The sequence below is a fragment of the Pseudomonas sp. 13B_2.1_Bac1 genome (assembly GCF_025466155.1).
In the GTDB taxonomy this organism is placed as follows: Bacteria; Pseudomonadota; Gammaproteobacteria; order Pseudomonadales; family Pseudomonadaceae; genus Aquipseudomonas; species Aquipseudomonas aylmerensis.
Window position 1 is genome coordinate 12,189 of sequence record NZ_JANLOH010000083.1, and the last position, 18,824, is coordinate 31,012.

The following is an 18,824-nucleotide window of genomic DNA, read 5'->3' on the forward strand; positions in this document are numbered from 1 at the left end:
CCGATTTAGCCTGACCTCAGACCAAAATCATATTGGTATATCGGGATATAACGATTTAAGGTTCGCCTCATCGCGATATAACGCTTTACGACACCGAGCACCTGCCATGTCCATCGACCTCGACGAAATAATAAAAGCCCTGGCGCACCCAGTACGACGAGACATCCTCACCTGGCTGAAAGACCCGAAAGTGCAGTTCCCCGAGCAACTGCACAACCACGAATACGGCATCTGCGCCGGGCAGATCGACCAGCGCTGCGGCTTGTCCCAGTCGACGGTGTCGGCCCACTTGGCGACCTTGCAACGGGCGGGACTGATCAGCAGCCAGAAGGCCGGGCAGTGGCACTTTTTCAAACGCAATGAGGAAGTGATCCAAGCCTTCCTCACGGCGCTCATCACTGAACTCAGCGCACCGCTGTAACAAGGAAACGCAAATGCCCCTCTCGCTACTCATACTGGCCCTGAGCGCCTTCGCCATCGGCACCACCGAGTTCGTCATCATGGGCTTGCTGCCCGATGTGGCGGCGGACCTCGGCGTGTCGATTCCCGGCGCCGGCTGGCTGGTCACCGGCTACGCCCTGGGCGTGGCCATCGGCGCGCCGTTCATGGCGCTGGCCACCGCCAAGCTGCCGCGCAAGGCCGCCCTGGTAGCGTTGATGGGCATCTTCATTGTCGGCAACCTGCTGTGCGCCCTGGCCAGTGACTACAACGTGCTGATGTTTGCCCGAGTGGTCACCGCGCTGTGCCACGGTGCGTTCTTCGGGATCGGCTCGGTGGTGGCCGCCAACCTGGTACCGGCCAACAAACGCGCTTCGGCAGTGGCCTTGATGTTCACCGGCTTGACCCTGGCCAACGTGCTCGGCGTGCCGCTGGGTACGGCGCTGGGCCAGGCAGCCGGCTGGCGCTCGACCTTCTGGGCCGTGACGGTGATTGGCGTCGTGGCGCTGATCGGCCTGATCCGCTTCCTGCCGGCCAAGCGTAACGAAGAAAAACTCGACATGCGTGCCGAACTGGCCGCCCTCAAAGGCGCCGGCATCTGGCTGTCGCTGACCATGACCGCGCTGTTCGCCGCGTCCATGTTCACCCTCTTCACCTACGTGGCGCCTCTGCTTGGCGACGTCACCGGCGTCTCCCCCAAAGGCGTGACCTGGACCCTGCTGCTGATCGGCCTGGGCCTCACCGTGGGCAACATCATCGGCGGCAAGCTGGCGGACAAACGCCTGGCGGCCACGCTGATCGGCGTGTTCATCAGCATGGCGGTGGTCTCCACCGCGCTGACCTGGACCAGCATCGCCGTGATCCCGACTGAAATCACCCTGTTCCTGTGGGCCACCGCCTCGTTTGCCGCCGTCCCTGCGCTGCAGATCAACGTGGTGACCTTCGGCAAGGCTGCACCGAACCTGGTCTCCACCTTGAACATCGGCGCCTTCAACATCGGCAACGCCCTGGGTGCCTGGGTCGGCGGCAGTGTCATTGCCCACGGTTTCGGCCTGACCAGCGTGCCCCTGGCAGCCGCCGCCCTGGCGATCCTCGCGCTGGTGGTGACCTTGATTACTTTCCGTCAGAGCGGCGATGCCGACCTGGCACCTGCGACCAACTGATCAACTTCAAAGAGAAAGGTGTTTTCCCCATGACGACTATTTTCGATCCGATCAAACTGGGCGACCTGGAACTGGCGAACCGCATCATCATGGCGCCGCTGACACGCTGCCGTGCCGACGCCGGCCGCGTACCCAACGCGCTGATGGCCGAGTACTACGTGCAACGCGCCTCCGCCGGGCTGATCCTCAGCGAAGCCACCTCGGTGACGCCACTGGGCGTGGGCTACCCGGACACTCCGGGGATCTGGTCCAACGACCAGGTGCGTGGCTGGGCCAACGTCACCAAGGCGGTGCACGGTGCCGGTGGCAAGATCTTCCTGCAGCTGTGGCACGTGGGCCGTATCTCCCACGAGTCGTACCTGAACGGCGAAACGCCGGTGGCTCCGAGCGCCATCCAGGCTAAAGGCCACGTGAGCCTGGTGCGCCCACTGGCGGACTACCCGACGCCACGTGCGCTGGAAACCGCTGAAATCGCCGACATCGTCGACGCTTACCGCACCGGCGCCGAGAACGCCAAGGCCGCCGGCTTCGATGGCGTGGAAATCCACGGCGCGAATGGCTACCTGCTCGACCAGTTCCTGCAGAGCAGCACCAACCAGCGTACCGACCTCTACGGCGGCTCCCTGGAAAACCGTGCACGCCTGCTGCTGGAAGTGACCGACGCAGCCATCGAAGTCTGGGGCGCCGGCCGTGTCGGTGTGCACCTGGCACCACGCGCCGATGCCCACGACATGGGTGACGACAACCTGGCAGAAACCTTCACCTACGTCGCCAGCGAGCTGGGCAAGCGCGGTATCGCGTTCATCTGCTCCCGCGAAAAAGAAGCCGGCGACAGCCTCGGTCCACAATTGAAAAAGGCCTTCGGCGGCGCGTACATTGCCAACGAGCGCTTTACCAAGGACAGCGCCAACGCCTGGCTGGCGGCGGGCAAGGCCGATGCGGTGGCCTTCGGCGTACCGTTCATTGCCAACCCGGACCTGCCAGCACGCCTGAAGGCCGAGGCGCCGCTCAATGAACCACGCCCGGACACCTTCTACAGCAAGGGTCCGGTCGGCTACATCGACTACCCGACACTGGCCCTGTGATGTAACTTGCTGAAACGAAAAAGCCCCGGCTCGCGAGAACCGGGGCTTTTTCTTGAGTGCGAAGAAACATTCCTTCACAGCCTTGCAACAAAATCGCTACAAAATACTTAGGCGGCTACCTATCAACCGCCCGCCAGCCCGTATATAAAGTCACCCCACCGATCAGGCAAAAGGACGATTGACGGTCCTTGGGCTTTACTGTTGACACAACTGGATGCAATTACGCATTTTGTCTTAATTGCGCAGGCTGGGGCTCCAGCGCAGCATGTCCAGCCCGGCATCCACCCAGCGTTCGGCGTCCTGGTGCAGTTGGAAACTGTCGGGGACCAGCAGCCACTGGCCAATCAACCCGTTGATGTAGGCATGAATGCACACTGCCCCTCGGGTAGTGTCGAGGTTTTCCGGAAGTTGCCCGCGATGGACCGCATTACGCAGTGTCAGGCCGATGCGCAGGTTGCATTCCAGGCTGTGGGTCTGGCGCTGACGGCGCATATCGCACATTTCATCGGTGAATTCGCACTTATGAAACAGGATCTCATTGATGCGCCGGGTTTTCGGGTCCAGGGCCACTTGATGAAACAAATGAATCAACAGCTTGCGCATGCACCCGAGCGGGTCGAGTTCATCCTCGCTTTCGCTGGCGCGCGCCAACTCATCCAGCGGCTCATGCAGGGTGTCGAGCAGCGCCTGCAACAGATCGGATTTATTACTGAAATGCCAATAGATGGCACCCCGCGTCACCCCGGCCAGCGCGGCGATGTCAGCCAGCGTGGTCCGCGCAACGCCGCGCTCATAGAAGGCTTGCTCGGCGGCGGCGAGAATCTGGCTGCGCGTTTCCTGAGCTTCCTCTTTGGTGCGACGAACCATGGCAGTAAAACCTCAATCAGGACACTTGGGACTATCGGTAACGCACGATCAATAGGCGGTAACGATCATCTGAATAATTGTGGGACGACACCGTCATGGGCGCCGAACGTACTAAAATCGAGGCTTTGGGCGGTGCTTTGTCAACATTCCGCGAAGCCTGTCAAGAGTTTACAAACAACCATGAACGTAAGTATATTGCGTAGCAAGCTACTTATCTACTCACAGCTTGTTTTTTACCCTTCCACACTTCTTGTGCGCACTCTGCGCGCCTGACCCGAGGATCTTCATGCAACTTAAGCCAGCTGTTACCGCTCTGGTCACTGCCGTCGCCCTGGCATCGCTGCTCAGCGGATGTAAAAAGGAAGAAGCGGCTCCGCCCGCTCAAACCCCTCAGGTCGGCGTGGTCACCCTTCAACCGCAAGCCTATACCCTGACCTCCGAACTGCCGGGCCGCACCACTGCCTACCGCATCGCGGAAGTTCGCCCGCAGGTCAACGGGATCATTCTCAAGCGCCTGTTCAAGGAAGGCGCGGATGTGAAAGAAGGCCAGCAGCTTTATCAGATCGACCCGTCGGTCTATGAAGCCACGCTGAAAAGCGCACAAGCCAGCCTGACCCAGACCAAGTCCATCACCGACCGCTACAAGCAGTTGGTCGATGAGCAAGCCGTCAGCCGCCAGGAATACGACACCGCGGTCGCCAACCGCATGACTGCCGAAGCAAACGTTCAAACCGCCCAGATCAACGTGCGCTACACCAAAGTGTTCGCGCCGATCTCCGGGCGTATCGGGCGTTCTTCGGTGACCGAAGGCGCGCTGGTCAGCAACGGCCAAGCCGATGCCATGGCCGTGATCCAGCAACTGGACCCGATCTACGTCGACGTCACGCAATCTTCGGCTGAAATGCTGAAACTGCGCCGCGACCTGGAAAGCGGCCAGCTGGAGAAAGCCGGCGCCAATGCCGCCAAGGTCAAGCTGACCCTGGAAGACGGCAGCGACTACGGCCTGGACGGCAAGCTGGAGTTCTCCGAAGTGTCGGTTGACCAGACCACCGGTTCCGTGACCCTGCGCGCCGTGTTCCCCAACCCTGACCACACCCTGTTGCCTGGCATGTTCGTCCACGCCCAGTTGCAGGCCGGTGTGAACAGCAAGGCCATCCTGGCCCCGCAGCAAGGCGTGACCCGCGACATCAAGGGCATCCCGACCGCGCTGGTGGTGAACAAGGACAACAAGGTCGAGCAGCGCCAGCTGGTGGCCAACCGCACTGCCGGCGCCTACTGGCTGGTGGAAAAAGGCTTGAACGCCGGTGACCGCGTGATCACCGAAGGCCTGCAATTCATCAAGCCGGGCATCGAAGTCAAGGTCAAGGACGCGGACAACGCCAAGCCCGCAGGTTCCGCTGCTGCTCCTGCTGCCGCTGCTGGCCAGGGGGAGTAACCCATGTCGAAATTTTTTATCGACCGTCCCATTTTCGCCTGGGTAATTGCCCTGGTGATCATGTTGGTCGGGGCACTGTCGATCCTGAAGTTGCCCATCAACCAATACCCGGCCATTGCGCCAACCGCCATTGATATCCAGGTGACCTACCCAGGTGCGTCTGCACAAACCGTGCAGGACACCGTGGTACAGGTGATCGAGCAACAGCTCAACGGTATCGACAACCTGCGTTATGTCGCCTCGGACAGTAACTCCGACGGCAGCATGACCATCACCGCGACGTTCAACCAGGGTACCAACCCGGACATCGCCCAGGTCCAGGTGCAGAACAAGCTGAACCTGGCGACCCCACTGCTGCCGCAAGAAGTGCAGCAGCAGGGTATCCGCGTGACCAAGTCGGTGAAGAACTTCCTGATGGTGATCGGTCTGGTGTCGGAAGACGGCAGCATGACCAAGGACGACCTCTCCAACTACATCGTGTCCAACATCCAGGACCCGATCTCGCGTACCGCGGGTGTAGGTGACTTCCAGGTGTTCGGTTCGCAGTACGCCATGCGTATCTGGCTCGACCCGGCCAAGCTGAACAACTACCAGCTGACGCCGGTGGATGTGAGCAACGCGATCCAGGCGCAGAACGTCCAGGTGGCCACCGGCCAACTCGGCGGCCTGCCTGCCCTGCCCGGCACCCAACTGAACGCCACCATCATCGGCAAGACGCGCCTGCAAAGCGCCGAAGAGTTCGCCAAGATCCTGATGAAAGTGAATGCCGACGGCTCGCAGGTGCGCCTGGGTGACGTCGCGCGTATCGAACTGGGCGGCCAGAACTACAGCATCAGTGCACAGTTCAACGGCAAGCCGGCTTCCGGCATGGCGATCAAGCTGGCTGCCGGTGCGAACGCCCTGGACACCGCCAAGGCCATCCGCGCCACCGTGGCGTCCCTGGAGCCGTTCTTCCCGCCTGGCATGAAGGCAGTGGTGCCGTATGACACCACCCCGGTCGTGACCGAATCGATTTCCGGTGTTGTACACACCCTGGTCGAAGCGATCGTGCTGGTGTTCCTGGTGATGTTCCTGTTCCTGCAGAACTTCCGCGCCACCATCATCACCACCATGACCGTACCGGTGGTATTGCTGGGTACTTTCGGGATCCTCGCAGCGTTCGGTTTCACCATCAACACCCTGACCATGTTCGGCATGATCCTGGCCATCGGCTTGCTGGTGGACGATGCCATCGTGGTGGTGGAAAACGTCGAGCGGGTCATGGCCGAGGAGCACTTGTCGCCGAAAGAAGCGACGGTCAAATCCATGAGCCAGATCCAGGGCGCCCTGGTGGGTATTGCCCTGGTACTGTCGGCGGTACTGTTGCCGATGGCGTTCTTCGGTGGTTCCACCGGTGTGATCTACAAACAGTTCTCCATCACCATTGTTTCGGCGATGGCGCTGTCGGTACTGGTTGCCTTGATCTTCACTCCGGCCTTGTGCGCCACCATGCTCAAGCCGATCGACCCTGAAAAGCATGGCCAACCCAAGCGCGGTTTCTTTGGCTGGTTCAACCGCACCTTCGACCGTGGCGTACTGAGCTACGAGCGCGGCGTGGGCAACATGATCAAGCACAAGTTTCCAGCGTTCCTGGTCTACGTGCTGATCCTGGCCGGCATGATCTGGATGTTCACCCGTATTCCAAGCGCGTTCCTGCCTGAGGAAGACCAGGGTGTGATCTTTGCCCAGGTGCAGACACCCGTCGGTTCTTCGGCTGAACGTACGCAAAAAGTCATCGACGACATGCGTGCCTTCCTGCTGAACGACAAGGAAGGCGAGCCGGGCGAAGGCAAGGCCGTGAAATCGGTGTTTACCGTGAACGGCTTCAACTTCGCCGGTCGTGGCCAGAGCTCGGGCCTCGCGTTTGTGATGCTCAAGCCGTGGGATGAGCGTGACTCGTCGATGTCGGTATTCGAGGTGGCCAAGCGTGCGCAGGGTTACTTCTTCGGGGCCTTCAAGGACGCCATGGTATTTGCCATCGTTCCGCCTTCGGTACTGGAGCTGGGTAACGCCACCGGTTTCGACGTGTTCCTGCAAGACCAGGGTGGCGTCGGCCACGAGAAGCTGATGGCGGCACGCAACCAGTTCCTCGGTGCAGCGGCGCAAAGCAAGATCCTCGCAGGTGTGCGTCCCAACGGCGTGAACGATGAGCCGCAGTACGAGCTCACCGTCGACGACGAGAAGGCCAGCGCCCAGGGCATCAGCCTGGCGGATATCCAGCAGACCTTGGCGATTGCCCTGGGTGGTAGCTACATCAACGACTTCATCGACCGTGGTCGTGTGAAGAAGGTGTACGTGCAGGGTGACGCGGCCAGCCGGATGTCTCCGGAAGACCTGAACAAGTGGTTCGTGCGCAGCAGCTCCGGGAAGATGGTGCCGCTGTCGGCCATCTCGTCGGGCCAGTGGATCTTCGGTTCGCCGAAACTCTCGCGCTATAACGGTGTAGCGGCGATGGAAATCCTCGGTACCCCGGCACCTGGCTACAGTACCGGTGATGCGATGGCGGAAGTCGAGCGTATCGCCAAGGACCTGCCAGCCGGCGTCGGCTATGCATGGACCGGCCTGTCGTATGAAGAGCGCCTCTCCGGCTCCCAGGCGCCTGCGCTGTACGCGCTGTCGCTGCTGGTGGTGTTCCTGTGCCTCGCGGCACTGTACGAAAGCTGGTCGATCCCGATCGCGGTGATCCTGGTAGTGCCACTGGGTGTGATCGGTGCATTGATTGCCACCAGCCTGCGCGGCCTGTCCAACGACGTGTTCTTCCAGGTGGGCCTGTTGGTCACCGTGGGCCTGGCGGCGAAGAACGCCATCCTGATCGTGGAGTTCGCCAAAGAGCTCCACGAACAAGGCAAGGGCATCGTCGAAGCCGCCATCGAGGCGTCCCGCATGCGTCTGCGTCCGATCATCATGACGTCCATGGCGTTCATGCTCGGCGTATTGCCACTGGCGATCTCCACCGGTGCAGGCTCAGGCAGCCAGCACGCCATCGGTACCGGCGTAATTGGCGGTATGATCACCGCCACCGTCCTGGCGATCTTCTGGGTGCCACTGTTCTTTGCAACCGTGTCGGCCGTTGGCGAGCGTAAAAAGACCGACACTACTGAAACTCCTAAAGAGGCTGGCCAATGAGCAAGTCGCTACTTTCCCTAGCCGTCACGGCATTCGTGCTCAGTGGCTGCTCGTTGATACCTGACTACCAGCGCCCCGACGCGCCGGTAGCAGCGCAATACCCGCAGGGGCCGGCGTATTCGTCGGCCCAGGCGCCGGGCCAGGCCGCTGCCGAGCAGGGCTGGAAGCAGTTTTTCCATGACCCTGCCCTGCAACAGCTGATCCAGACCGCGCTGGTGAACAACCGTGACCTGCGCGTCGCGGCCTTGAACATCGACGCCTACGCCGCGCAGTACCAGATCCAGCGTGCCGACCTGTTCCCGGCCATCTCGGCCACGGGCAGCGGCAGCCGTTCGCGTACCCCGGCCAAGTTGTCGCAGACCGGCGAAGCCGGGATCACCAGCCAATACTCGGCCGGCCTCGGGATCAGCTCGTATGAGCTGGACCTGTTCGGTCGCGTGCGCAGCTTGAGTGAAGAAGCACTGCAGAAGTACTTCGCCACTGAAGAAGCGCGGCGCAGCACCCAGATCAGCCTGGTGGCCAGCGTGGCCAATGCCTACCTGACCTGGCAGGCCGACAAGGAACTGCTCAAGCTGACCCAGGACACCCTCGGCGCGTTCGAGCAGAGCTACAAGCTGACCTCGCGCAGCAACGAAGTCGGCGTGGCCTCGGCCCTCGACCTCAGCCAGGCGCGCACCTCGGTGGAAAACGCCCGTGTGCAACTGGCGCGCTACACCCGCCAGGTGGCCCAGGACGAAAACAGCCTGACCCTGCTGCTGGGCACCGGCTTGCCGGCAAACATCACCAGCAAGCCGCTGTCGGATGACCTGCTCAGCGAAGTGCCGGCCGGGTTGCCATCGGACCTGCTGCAACGTCGTCCCGACATTGTGCAGGCCGAGTACAACCTCAAGGCGGCCAACGCCAATATCGGCGCAGCCCGTGCGGCGTTCTTCCCGAGCATCAGCCTGACCGCGAGTGCCGGCACTGCCAGCCCGACCCTGGGCGGCCTGTTCAAAGGCGGCTCGGGGACCTGGTCGTTTGCCCCGCAGATCAACATCCCGATCTTCAACGCCGGTAGCCTGCGCGCAAGCCTGGACTACTCGAAGATCCAGAAAGAGATCAACGTGGCCAACTACGAGAAGGCAATCCAGACCGGCTTCCAGGAAGTTTCCGACGGCCTCGCCGCGCGTGAAACCTACAAGCAGCAGCTGGATGCCCAACGTGGCTTCGTCGCCGCCAACCAGGATTACTACCGCCTGGCCGAGCGTCGCTACCGCATCGGTGTCGACAGCAACCTGACCTTCCTCGACGCCCAGCGCCAACTGTTCAGTGCCCAGCAATCGCTGATCACCGACCGCCTGGCGCAGCTGAACAGCGAGGTCAACCTGTACAAAGCCCTCGGCGGTGGCTGGAACGAGCAGACCGCGAAGAACGAGCCGTTGAAAGAACAAGCACCGCCGCTGAAGTTGTTCTGACAGTGCGGCTGTAGATAAAACCGCTTCCCTTACCGGAAGCGGTTTTTTTATGTCAGTTCACTTCCCGACGGTGCTTTTCTGTGGGAGCTGGCTTGCCTGCGATTGCATCGAATGGGTGTCACTGATGTACCGAGGTGCCTGCATCGCAGGCAAGCCAGCTCCTACAGAAAAGCCGCGTGTTTTTTGCTCGGCTGCCCATCTCACTCCAACCCCACCGATCCGGCTATCCCCGGTCGTGCACCTTGCGCTCCCTTCAACCTTTCAGGGTAAAATTGGTAACAGATTCTTACAGACCACAGAGGGAGCTTGTCGTAATGATCGTAGGAATCGACTTGGGGACCACCAACAGTCTCGCGGCAGTCTGGCGGGGTGATGCCACTGAATTGGTGCCCAACGCCCTGGGCCAGATGCTCACCCCCAGCGTGGTCGGGCTGGATGATCAAGGCCGCGTGCTGGTCGGCCAGGCCGCCAAAGAACGCCTGCACACGCACCCGCACCTGACCACTTCGCTGTTCAAGCGCTACATGGGCAGTGCCACCGAAGTGCGTCTGGGCGACCGTTCGTTCCGTCCTGAAGAACTCTCGGCACTGGTGCTCAAGAGTCTCAAGGAAGATATCGAGCGCACCTACGGCCATACCGTCACCGAAGCCGTGATCAGCGTGCCCGCCTACTTCAGCGACGGCCAACGCAAGGCCACGCGCATCGCCGGTGAACTGGCGGGGCTCAACGTCGAGAAACTGATCAACGAGCCCACCGCGGCCGCCCTCGCCTACGGCCTGCACCAGCGCGACAAGGAAACCTCGTTCCTGGTGTTCGACCTCGGTGGCGGCACCTTCGACGTGTCGATCATCGAGCTGTTCGACGGCGTGATGGAAGTGCGCGCCAGCGCCGGCGACAACTTCCTCGGCGGCGAAGACTTCGACACGCTGCTGCTCGAACACTTTGTCGACAGCCAGCGCAACGCCCAGGGTTTCCCGCCCACCAGCAGCGTCTTGCAAGCCCTGCGCCGCGAGGCCGAGCGCGTGCGCAAGGCCCTGGGCCAGGACGACAGCGCCGACTTCAGCCTGCGCGTCGACGGCCAGCAATGGGTCACGACCATCACCCAACAGGAACTGGCCAAGCTCTACACGCCGCTGCTCGAACGCCTGCGCGCGCCGATCGAACGGGCCCTGCGCGATGCGCGGATTCGCGTTGGCGACCTCGATGAAATCCTGCTGGTCGGCGGTACCACGCGCATGCCGCTGGTGCGCAAACTCGCCGCCGGCCTGTTCGGGCGCTTCCCGTCCATCAGCCTCGATCCCGACCAGGTGGTCGCCCACGGCGCCGCGATCCAGGCCGCGTTGAAGGCACGTTCGGCCGCCCTCGAAGAAGTCGTGCTGACCGACGTCTGCCCCTACACCCTCGGTATCGAGACCTCGAACCAGTACGGCAGCCACATCGAAAGCGGCCACTACCTGCCGTTGATCGAACGCAACAGCAGCGTGCCGGTCAGCCGGGTCAAAAGTGTGTTCACCCTGTACGACGACCAGACCCGCGTGCTGTTGAAGATCTACCAGGGCGAAAGCCGCCTGGTCAAAGACAACATCGAGCTGGGCCAGCTGGAAATTGCCGTGCCCAAGCGCAAGGCCGGTGAAGTCTCGCTGGACGTGCGTTTCACCTACGACAACAACGGCCTGCTGGAAGCCCAGGTGAAAATCCCGCTGACCGGCGAGCAACACTCGCTGGTGATCGAGAACAACCCCGGCGTACTTAACCCGCAGGAGATCCAGCAGCGCCTGCAAGCCTTGGCAGAGTTGAAGGTTCATCCCCGCGACCAGCAGGTCAACACCGTGCTCGTCGCCCGCCTCGAACGCCTCTATCAGGAAAGCCTGGGTGAGTTGCGCGAGCAGCTCGGGCACTGGGCCGGGCAATTCCAGCAGGTGCTCGACACCCAGGACGAACGCCGCATCCGCGAAGCGCGCAGTGAACTGACCCGCCAACTCGAGCAACTCGACAACGGGTTCTGGCGCTGAGGGACACTCCATGGATTGTTGGACCGTGCTGCAACTGCCGGAAGATGCCGACGAGCGCACCATCAAGCGCACTTATGCGCGGCTGCTCAAAAGCTGCCGCCCGGACGAAGACGCCGAAGGCTTCCAGCGCCTGCGCGAGGCCTACGAAGAAGCCCTGAGTGAAGCGCGCTGGCGCGTCGATAACCAGGACGAGGACGAGGACCGGGTCGAGGCGCCTGTGGCCGAAGCCGCCTACGGCAACCTCAGCGACCTGGCCGAACTGATGGACGTTCGCCCGCTCAGCCCTGCCCCCTTCGAGGCGTCGGCGCCGAACCCGGCCCAGGCGCTGCTCAGCGGCCTCAGCGTGGATAACCTCGACGAGCGCTGGGCCCAGGCCCGCCAACAGGGCTGCGCCGATGCCTTCCAGACCCTCCTGCTGCGTCATTGTTTCGATGCCCCGGGCGAGCGCAGCGCCATCGCCAGTTGGGCAGTCCAGCACCTGGAATGGCTGACGCCGTGGCAGCAGGTGACGATGACCCCCTGGCAATACGAAGCGCTGACCAGCGAGCTGCTGCAGGATTACCGCCGCACCTTGCAGGAACTGCTCGAGCAAAAGGCCGAGCGCGAGTTCATCACCCGGCTCACCCACTACAACAACCAGCCTTGGCTGCGGGTCTTTGACCTGCAGCAACAGTGGCAACGTATCGTCCTGCACGTGCTCCACGACACGCAATGGAGCGTGCCGCTGTTTGAACGGGTGTGCCAGGCGTTCGGCTGGGACGACCAGAAAGGCGTGTACCCGGAACCCGCCTGGATATGGCGCCAACTGGTGTCCCGCTGCGAGCAGGAAAGCTTCTACGCCAACCTGCTCGACAAGGCCCAGGACCAGCGACGCAACTCGGCCGATGCGCTGGCCGCGCGCCTGCTGCTGACGCCGATGTCGGCCACGCAACAAAAACGCCTGACCGACACCTTCGGCGAAAACGACTGGCAAGCCTGCCAGCACCTGGCCGAAACGCTCACCTGGCGCTACCCGCAACTGCTCGAACGCCTGCCCCACAAACAGCTGTTTTTCTGGCGCAAGTTCGTGCCCCGGCCCATCTACACCCAGGTGTTTATCCGGCTGTGGGGTGTGTTCGCCCTGGGTTTCGGCCTGAGCATCGCGCACGACAAACCCGACAACCTGAACCTGATGTCGCTCGTGATCTTCATGCTGATGGCGTTCGTGCCGGCCGCCATCGGTTTTCGCGTGACGCAACTGTGGGCCGGGATGAGTTCCACCTATCGGGTACCCGACCTGTGGCTGAGCCAGTACCTGATCCCCAAGCGGATCAACCCCAATGAATACTGGCTGGTGATACGCCACGGCGTGCCGCAGGCGATCATGCTGGTGGCCTGCGGGCTGATGCTCGGCGTGCTCGGCGCGCTCACCTATGCCGGCATGGTCCTGATCCACCTCTTGCACAAAAAACGCATCGGTTCCATGAGCCCTGCCTTCGCCGAAGGCTACCCGTGGCTGAATGGCTTGCACTGGGCGTTCTGGAGCCCGTTGCAAGCGGTGTTCCTGGTGGTAATGGTGGCGCTGATCGTTGCCGCCCAGCACTACCTGCCGAGCTTCCCCTGGACCCACTTCGACCTGCCCAAGCGCTGACCCTGACTGCCGGGCCCGACGGCCCGGCAACTTGCGTTCGATCATCGCCCACAACCCGCCCTCCCCCGATTGAATCGTCCCCGCACCGCCCCGCACCATGGCCGCCACCTGCATAACCCCAATAACAACAGGTCCGACACCATGAGCACTTTCCACCCGCGCCGGCTCTTGCTGGCCACCGCTGTCGCCAGTCTTGCGTTGCCTGCCGTCGCCGAAGAACATGGGTTTCTCGAAGACGCCAGCGCCAACCTCAACCTGCGCAATTTCTTCTTCAACCGCAATTACACCAACCCCACCAAGATCCAGGGCGGCGCGCAGGAGTGGACGCAAAGTTTCATCCTCGATGCCAAGTCCGGCTTTACCCAGGGCACGGTCGGTTTCGGCGTGGATGTGCTGGGGCTGTACTCGGTGAAGCTCGATGGCGGGCGCGGCACCGGCGGCACCCAATTGCTGCCGCTGGATCACGATGGCCGCCCGGCGGACGAGTTCGGCCGCCTGGGCGTGGCGTTCAAGGCGCGGATATCGAAGACTGAAGTCAAGGTGGGCGAATGGATGCCGGTGCTGCCGATCCTGCGTTCGGACGATGGCCGCTCCCTGCCGCAAACCCTGCGCGGCGGGCAGATCACCTCCAGGGAAATCGATGGCCTGACCCTCTACGGCGGCCAGTTCCGCGCCAACAGCCCGCGCGACGACAGCAGCATGACCGACCTGTCGATGTTCGGTAAACCGGCCTTCACCTCCGACCGTTTCAACTTCCAGGGCGGCGAGTATGCGTTCAACGACAAGCGCACCCAGATCGGCCTGTGGAATGCCCAGCTCAAGGACATCTATAGCCAGCAGTTCGTCAACCTGATCCACAGCCAGCCCATCGGCGACTGGACGCTGGGGGCCAACCTCGGATTCTTCTACGGCAAGGACGATGGCAGCGCCCGCGCAGGCAACCTGGACAACAAGACCTGGTCGGGGCTGTTCTCCGCCAAGTATGGCGGCAACACCTTCTATGTCGGCCTGCAACGACTCACCGGCAACAGCGCCTGGATGCGCGTCAACGGCACCAGCGGCGGCACCCTGGCCAACGACAGCTACAACTCGAGCTACGACAACGCCGAGGAAAAATCCTGGCAGGTGCGCCATGACTACAACTTCGCCGCCCTCGGCGTCCCCGGCCTGACCCTGATGAACCGCTACCTCAGCGGCAGCAACGTGCACACCGGCACCATCACCGACGGCAAGGAATGGGGCCGTGAAAGCGAAATCGGCTACACCGTGCAGAGCGGCGCCCTGCAAAACCTGACGGTACGCTGGCGCAACTCAAGCATGCGCCGGGACTACAGCAACAATGAATTCGACGAAAACCGGTTGATCGTCAGTTATCCGATAAGTCTGCTGTAAACCGCCGCCGGACTTGCTGTATGGTGCGCGCCTGCCGCTGCTGATCCACTCAGCAGCGGCTATTATCCGGGCCCGCGCACACCATGAAATCCTTCGTCATCGTCTTCGCCCTCTGTGCCCTGGCCCTGAGCCTCAGCGGCTGCATTGGTGCGCCCATTCCCCTGACGCCGCAGACCGAAGAGCGCCTGCAAGCCCAGGCACCGATCCGTTTCCTGCTGACCTTCGACGACGGCCCCAGTGCCTCGGGCTACAACAATCCCAGCCGTTCCGTGGTCGCCGACCTGGCGCACAACCCGGTGTTGCCGGGGATCAAGGCGGTGTTTTTCCTGCAGACCGAAGCGAGCCGTTCCGGCGGTAGCTCCCGGGGCCGCAAGACCATGGAGCGTGAGTACGCGGGCGGGCATATCCTGGCCTTTCACACGGCGACAGCGTTTCATACCAACCATCGCTGGCTGAATGACGCCGAGCTGGACAGCACCCTCGCCCAAGGTGCGGCCGACATTGCCGCGATCACCGGCACGCCGCCCGTGCTGGTGCGCCCACCGTTCTGGAATTACGACCGCCGCACGTTCGCCGCCTACCAACGCCATGGCATGCAGGTGTTGCTGACCGACTTGAGTGCCAATGACGGCAAGATCTGGGGCTTCAACGGCAGCCCGCGCCGCCGCGCCAATCTGTATCGACAACTGTCGGTGGTGCGCGAACACATCGCGCTCGGCGAGCTACCGACGGTGGACGGGGTGATACCGGTGGTGGTGACCTTCCACGATATCAACCGCTACACCGCGCGGCACCTGCAGGAGTACCTGCAGATCCTGCTCGACAGCGCCCGCATCAATGGCATGCCGACGGCCGCCGAGCCGTTCTACACCGACACCGGCGCCCTGCAACGCGCCGCGCTGGCGCGTACGGTCAAGGATGTCAGCGAGCCCGTGCATCTGCCCGGCGTGTGGAATTGGGTGTGGGACGCCGATTCCCATTAAATCCAGGCCGCTCGCAAGGCACGCAACATCGAGACAAGTGTTTGACTGCCCTCTCCTCGGAACAACACTTCCCTGCCCACCACTCAAAGGAAAATCTGCCAGCACCGATCGAGCCTAACCATGACTATCTCTGCGTCCGCGCCCGTAATGACGAATTACACCCACAGCCCATCACCGACACCGCCAGAACCCTCCGTCCAGATCAAATACAAACGCCCTGACTCCGATGCCCTGACCCCCGCCTCCCGTCCGTCTCCGCAAATCGCCCTGGGACACAAAAGCTACGTCAACAGTGAGGTCCTGTTTCAGGACAAGAACGTGAAAATCTCCCAGGAGGTTGAATTCAGCGCCGCAAAAAACGGCGACGTCAGCACCATATTCAGTCAAATGGTGTTAGAAACCGGCAACCATGCAGACCGGGTGAACATCAAGCGCGCCCCCGATGGGAAGCTGCTCGCGACGGTCAACGGTAAAGCCTACAGCCTCGAGCTGCTCAATCGACCAGAGCAGGGAATGGTCCAGCCCCTGTGTATCAAGACCCACGGCGGCAATGACTCCGTGGTGGTGGCTCCAGACGTCACGACGCCCATCAAGATCGATTTGGGAGACGGTGACGACTACGCCCGCGGCGGTGGCGGGCCCACCCAAATCAAGGGCGGCGCAGGCGACGACTTTATCGTGATGGGCAGGGGGCGTGGGGTCGCATCAGGCGGGGAAGGCAACGACACACTGATCGCGGGCAGTGGCAGCAGTGCGCTGTACGGCGGCAATGGCAATGACCATCTTCAGGCCATGCTGGGCCCTGCCAACCGAAAGGTGCATATGGACGGAGGGCGCGGCAACGACTTCATGATCGCCAAAAATGGCCACACCGTGATGCACGGTGGCGGTGGTGACAACCTGATGGTCAGCCATGGCAGTTCGGTCATTTACACCGGCAGGGGTAAAAACAACGTGAGGTCTTACCATGACAACACGGTGATCTACGCCAAACCTTCGGACAACGTGGTCCGCTCGCTCAGCTCACGCAGGATTGATGTAACGCCCAGTGATGCCGGGAAAACTGCCTATAAGGTCGAGGGTTCCGCCGAGTTCAAACAGCGCGTCGAAGACGATCTGGAGCTATTGAGAATGTCGCCCATAGGCCAGCAGTCCTTGAAGAAAGAGGACGAACTGGCCGCGAGCAACAACGCGCCAGTCACCCTGCGCGAGCTGGACACCCGGTATGACATGACCTACGGCTTCAACACCAAGGCCATCCAACAGCATCTTCAAGCCGGCGGCGCCGTCGAAGCCCTGAGCGAGTCACAGTTGGGTTATATCGTGGAGGGTAAAGCCGGAGAAAAAGCTGACCTGGGCACGATCAATTACAACCCGATGTATATGCACGACGACAGTTCGCCCCCGATCATCAGTCTCGCGCATGAAAGGGGACACGCCTTCGCGGGTGCCACAGGCCAAAATCTAAAGGGGACCACCGCAGACCCCGACAATAACCAGGAACGTGAACCCAACAGGGAGCGACAGGCGATCGGTCTGCATTCGGCAGTCCCACCGGTTGATTTCGACGGCGACCCCAGCACCGCGAAAACCACCACCAATCCGCGGGCATTTACCGAAAACGGCCTGAAAGAAGAAATGGGGCTTCCATTGCGCAAGAGGGTCTACGCCACGTAGGCAGCCTGAGCCGGCTCGACCGCCTCAGGCCCGGGGGGGCTGTTACTTCGGCTGGCGGGATTCAACTCCCAGTTCATCCCACACCGATTCAGCCAGGTGAAACGTCGCGTTCGCCGCCGGTATGCCGCAGTAGATCGCGCTCTGCATCAGCACTTCCTTGATCTCGGCGCGGGTCACGCCATTGCTGGCCGCGGCGCGCAGGTGCAGCTTGAGTTCTTCGCTGCGGTTCATGCCGATCAGCATGGCGATGGTGATCAGGCTGCGGGTGTGCCGGGGCAGGCCCGGGCGGGTCCAGATGTCACCCCAGGCGTGGCGGGTGATCATTTCCTGGAACTCACTGTTGAACTCGGTCAGGGCATTGAGACTGCGGTCGACGTGCGCATCACCCAGGACTTCGCGGCGCACCTGCAGGCCATCGGCATAACGTTGTTTCTCATCCACAAAAATACTCCCGACTGAATGTGATAAAGACTCGCCCCACTGTGGCAAACGCACCTGCCGTAGCCAGCACGCTTGTCTTGCTGAGCAGGCTTGTTTTGCTGAGCCGACTTATTGTGGCTAATGGGCTTGTTGTGGCTAGTGGGCTTGTTGTGGCGAGCGGGCTTGCCCCGCGTTGGGCTGCGCAGCAGCCCCAAAACCTGCGACAAGGTCCATCGAAAAAAACGCACTGACTAACCCCAGCCCGCTTCGCTCCCCAGCCCTGTGCAAGCCCGCTCACCACAGGTTCATTGCGCCAGCAGAAACTCCAGCACCCGCTCACTGAACGCCGCACCCGCCTGCACATTGGACAGGTGCGCGGCATAGAACTCGGCGTATTCGGCGCCCTGCACATGGCTCTGGATAAAGTGACTGCCGGCCGGTGGCGTAACGGCATCTTCGGTGCCGGCAATCGCCAGGGTCGGCACTTTGATCAAGGCCAGTTGCTCGCGGAAATCGGCGTCGCGCACCGCCGCACAATTGGCCGCGTAGCCTTCGGGCGAGGTGGCCGCGAGCATGTCGGTGATCTGTTGGGCCTGGTGCGGGTTGGCCGCAGCGAAATCGGCGGTGAACCAGCGCGCAATCGATGCATCGCGCAACGCTACCATCGCCGCCGCGCCATCGCGCAGGACCATCTCGATACGCGGGTTCCAGATGTCCGGCGTGCCGATCTTGGCGGCGGTGTTGCACACCACCAGGCGCTGCAGGCGCTCGCCGGCATGGATGCCGAGCCATTGGCCGATCAAGCCGCCCATCGACAGCCCACAGAAATGCGCCCGCTGGATATCCAGCGCATCCAGCAGCGCAATCACGTCGCGCCCCAGTTGCTCGATGCTGTAGGGCCCCTCGGTGACCAGGGATTTGCCATGGCCACGGGTATCGAAACGCAACACGCGAAAATGCTTGGTGAAAGCCGGGATCTGGATGTCCCACATGTGCAGGTCAGTGCCCAGCGAGTTGGACAGCACCAACACGGGTGCCTCCACAGGTCCATCCAGTTGGTAATGCAGTTCGCCCTCGGCGAGTTGTACAAAAGCCACAGCGTT

The 18,824-nt window shown here is 62.0% G+C and carries 14 protein-coding genes; 11 read left to right on the top strand and 3 right to left on the bottom strand.

The genetic code is table 11. The features are described from left to right. Nucleotides 1-106: 106 nt before the first annotated feature. The 3 genes from NTD80_RS19155 to NTD80_RS19165 are packed head-to-tail and all read left to right on the top strand — an operon-like array spanning nucleotide 107 to nucleotide 2,686. Nucleotides 107-421, top strand: coding sequence for an ArsR/SmtB family transcription factor (locus NTD80_RS19155; protein WP_065899467.1), 315 nt, complete (start codon nucleotides 107-109; stop codon nucleotides 419-421). Between the two features lie 13 nt (nucleotides 422-434). Then, entirely contained in the window at nucleotides 435-1,601 is a 1,167-nt protein-coding gene (locus NTD80_RS19160) for an MFS transporter (RefSeq protein ID WP_262134580.1), read from the top strand. 29 nt (nucleotides 1,602-1,630) lie between these two features. Then, nucleotides 1,631-2,686: an alkene reductase gene (locus tag NTD80_RS19165; protein ID WP_065899469.1), complete on the top strand. Its 1,056-nt coding sequence runs from the start codon at nucleotides 1,631-1,633 to the stop codon at nucleotides 2,684-2,686. A 234-nt stretch (nucleotides 2,687-2,920) separates the two neighbouring features. On the opposite strand, the gene NTD80_RS19170 is transcribed toward NTD80_RS19165, so the two are convergent. After that, nucleotides 2,921-3,553 (bottom strand): TetR family transcriptional regulator, encoded by a 633-nt coding sequence (locus NTD80_RS19170; RefSeq protein ID WP_065899470.1) that lies wholly within the window; start codon nucleotides 3,551-3,553, stop codon nucleotides 2,921-2,923. A gap of 286 nt (nucleotides 3,554-3,839) precedes the next feature. Between NTD80_RS19170 and NTD80_RS19175 the strand changes: the two genes are divergently transcribed. The 8 genes from NTD80_RS19175 (at nucleotide 3,840) to NTD80_RS19210 (ending at nucleotide 17,301) form a co-directional block, all read left to right on the top strand. Next, a complete protein-coding gene (locus tag NTD80_RS19175; RefSeq protein ID WP_106804900.1) occupies nucleotides 3,840-4,988 on the top strand; it encodes an efflux RND transporter periplasmic adaptor subunit in 1,149 nt (382 codons plus the stop codon). Between the two features lie 3 nt (nucleotides 4,989-4,991). After that, nucleotides 4,992-8,153, top strand: a complete 3,162-nt coding sequence (locus tag NTD80_RS19180; RefSeq protein ID WP_065899472.1) for an efflux RND transporter permease subunit — start codon at nucleotides 4,992-4,994, stop codon at nucleotides 8,151-8,153. Beyond that, nucleotides 8,150-9,607, top strand: a complete 1,458-nt coding sequence (gene adeC / locus NTD80_RS19185; protein ID WP_065899473.1) for an AdeC/AdeK/OprM family multidrug efflux complex outer membrane factor — start codon at nucleotides 8,150-8,152, stop codon at nucleotides 9,605-9,607. Before NTD80_RS19180 ends, adeC begins: the two co-directional genes overlap by 4 nt. A 314-nt stretch (nucleotides 9,608-9,921) precedes the next feature. Beyond that, entirely contained in the window at nucleotides 9,922-11,619 is a 1,698-nt protein-coding gene (locus NTD80_RS19190) for a molecular chaperone HscC (protein ID WP_065899474.1), read from the top strand. Nucleotides 11,620-11,629: 10 nt separating this feature from the next. Further along, nucleotides 11,630-13,249: a J domain-containing protein gene (locus NTD80_RS19195; RefSeq protein ID WP_262134582.1), complete on the top strand. Its 1,620-nt coding sequence runs from the start codon at nucleotides 11,630-11,632 to the stop codon at nucleotides 13,247-13,249. Nucleotides 13,250-13,390: 141 nt separating this feature from the next. Beyond that, a complete protein-coding gene (locus tag NTD80_RS19200; RefSeq protein WP_262134584.1) occupies nucleotides 13,391-14,641 on the top strand; it encodes an OprD family porin in 1,251 nt (416 codons plus the stop codon). 83 nt (nucleotides 14,642-14,724) lie between these two features. Beyond that, entirely contained in the window at nucleotides 14,725-15,624 is a 900-nt protein-coding gene (locus tag NTD80_RS19205; RefSeq protein WP_262134585.1) for a polysaccharide deacetylase family protein, read from the top strand. A 120-nt stretch (nucleotides 15,625-15,744) separates the two neighbouring features. Further along, the gene (locus tag NTD80_RS19210; RefSeq protein ID WP_262134587.1) at nucleotides 15,745-17,301 is read left to right on the top strand and encodes a M91 family zinc metallopeptidase; all 1,557 of its coding nucleotides are present in this window, start codon (nucleotides 15,745-15,747) and stop codon (nucleotides 17,299-17,301) included. A 42-nt stretch (nucleotides 17,302-17,343) separates the two neighbouring features. On the opposite strand, the gene pcaC is transcribed toward NTD80_RS19210, so the two are convergent. Both pcaC and pcaD read right to left on the bottom strand, forming a co-directional pair. Then, a complete protein-coding gene (pcaC, locus tag NTD80_RS19215) occupies nucleotides 17,344-17,742 on the bottom strand; it encodes a 4-carboxymuconolactone decarboxylase (RefSeq protein WP_262134588.1) in 399 nt (132 codons plus the stop codon). Nucleotides 17,743-18,026: 284 nt separating this feature from the next. After that, nucleotides 18,027-18,818 (bottom strand): 3-oxoadipate enol-lactonase, encoded by a 792-nt coding sequence (gene pcaD, locus NTD80_RS19220; protein WP_262134589.1) that lies wholly within the window; start codon nucleotides 18,816-18,818, stop codon nucleotides 18,027-18,029. Between the last annotated feature and the right edge of the window lie 6 nt (nucleotides 18,819-18,824).